Raw genomic sequence first — 1,715 nt, forward strand, 5'->3', positions numbered from 1 at the left:
CCCGCGTCGGCCGCGACAGCGTCCAGCAGCGTGACCAGATGACCCGCCATCCGCTCGACCGTCGCCGCGTCGAACAGCGCAGTGCTGTACTGGATCTCCGCGGCAAGAACGTCGTCGGCGTCCGCAAGCGCCAGCACCAGGTCGTACTTCACCGGAACCGGTCCGCTGTGCGCGCCCGCATCGGCGGCTGACCGGCTTGGTGTTCCGGCTCCGTTGCTGCTGCCTTCCCGGTGAAGGTCGCTCGGGTCAGCCGCCACGTAACTGAAGAGTGTCTGGAAGAGCGGGGTACGAGACCGGTCGCGCTCCGTGACGAGGTCGTCCACCAGATGCTCGAACGGCAGGTCCTGGTGCGCGTACGCACCGAGTGCGGTCTCGCGCACGCGGCGCAGGACCTCGCTGAACGTGGGGTCGCCGGACAGGTCCGTGCGGAGCACGAGGGTGTTGACGAAGAACCCGATCAGGTCCTCTGTCTCGGCGCGGTTCCGGTTCGCCACCGGAGTACCGACCACGACATCGTCCGTGTCGGCGTAGCGGCCCATGAGGATGTCGAACGCCGCGAGGAGCGTCATGAACATCGTCGCGCCGTGCTCCCGGGACAGCGCGCGCAGCGCCTGTGCCGTGCCGGCCGGAACGGTGAAGCGGCACACGGCACCATCGGTGGAGCGCACGGCCGGACGCGGCCGGTCAGTGGGCAGCTCAAGCGTCGGTACGGCGTCCAGCGCATGACGCCAGTACTCCAGTTGGCCGTCGAGTACGTCGCCGGTCAGCCACTGCCGCTGCCAGGCCACGACGTCGGCGTACTGGAACGTGAGCGGCGGCAGCGGGTTCGGTTCACCCGCCTGGAACGCCTCGTACAGAGCGGACAGCTCGCGCTGGAAGACGCGGTCCGACCACTCGTCGAAGACGACATGGTGGATGACCAGGGAGAGTACGTGCTCGTCCGGAGCGAGCCGGGTGAGCATGGCCCGCACCAGGGGGCCGTTCGCCAGATCGAACGGCGTCAGGGTGTCCTTGGCGAACATGTCATTCGCGGCAGCCTGCGGATCCATGCTCCCGGAGAGGTCGAGGACCGGAAGGGGCATGGGCGCGGGCGGGTCGATGACCTGGTGAGCCACACCGTCCGGGCCCGCGACCAGACGGGTCCGCAGCACCTCGTGCCGGACGACGATCGCATCCAGCGCAGCGCCCAGGGCCGCGAGGTCGATATCCCCGGTCAGCCGCAGACGGGTCGACATGTTGTATTCGACGGCACCCGGCTCCAGCTGGTCCAGGAACCAGAGGCGCTGCTGCGCGAACGACAGCGGCAGCGGCCGGCTGCGGTCCGCAGCCCTGACCGGCGGCAGGGCCTGCGCCTCTCCCGCACCGTCGATCGCCGCCGCCAGTCCGCGTACCGTCGGGTGGTCGAAGAGCGCCGACAGCGCCACCTCGACCCCGAATGCCTCCCGGATGCGGGAGATCACCTGGGTGGCCAGCAGAGAGTGCCCGCCCAGATCGAAGAAGCCATCGGCGGCCCCGACCCGGTCCACCCCCAGCACCTGCGACCAGATACCTGCCAGCAACTCCTCCGAGACCGTGGCCGGAGCAACGTACTGCCCATCCAACTCGCCCAGTGCACGCTCGGGTTCGGGCAGTGCCTTCCGGTCGATCTTGCCGTTCGGGGTCAGCGGCAGCGCCGCCAGCTCGACGAACAACGACGGCACCATGTACTCCGGCAG

At 69.3% G+C, this 1,715-nt stretch carries 1 protein-coding gene; it reads right to left on the minus strand.

What is annotated here, in order from left to right; translation table 11 throughout:
• Positions 1-1,703: condensation domain-containing protein (locus ACFWSK_RS37745; RefSeq protein WP_383796710.1), on the minus strand; the 1,703-nt coding region annotated here is incomplete at its 3' end.
• Positions 1,704-1,715: the final 12 nt, after the last annotated feature.

Origin of the sequence: Streptomyces sp. NPDC058620 (assembly GCF_042717135.1) — a bacterium.
Taxonomy (GTDB): domain Bacteria; phylum Actinomycetota; class Actinomycetes; order Streptomycetales; family Streptomycetaceae; genus Streptomyces.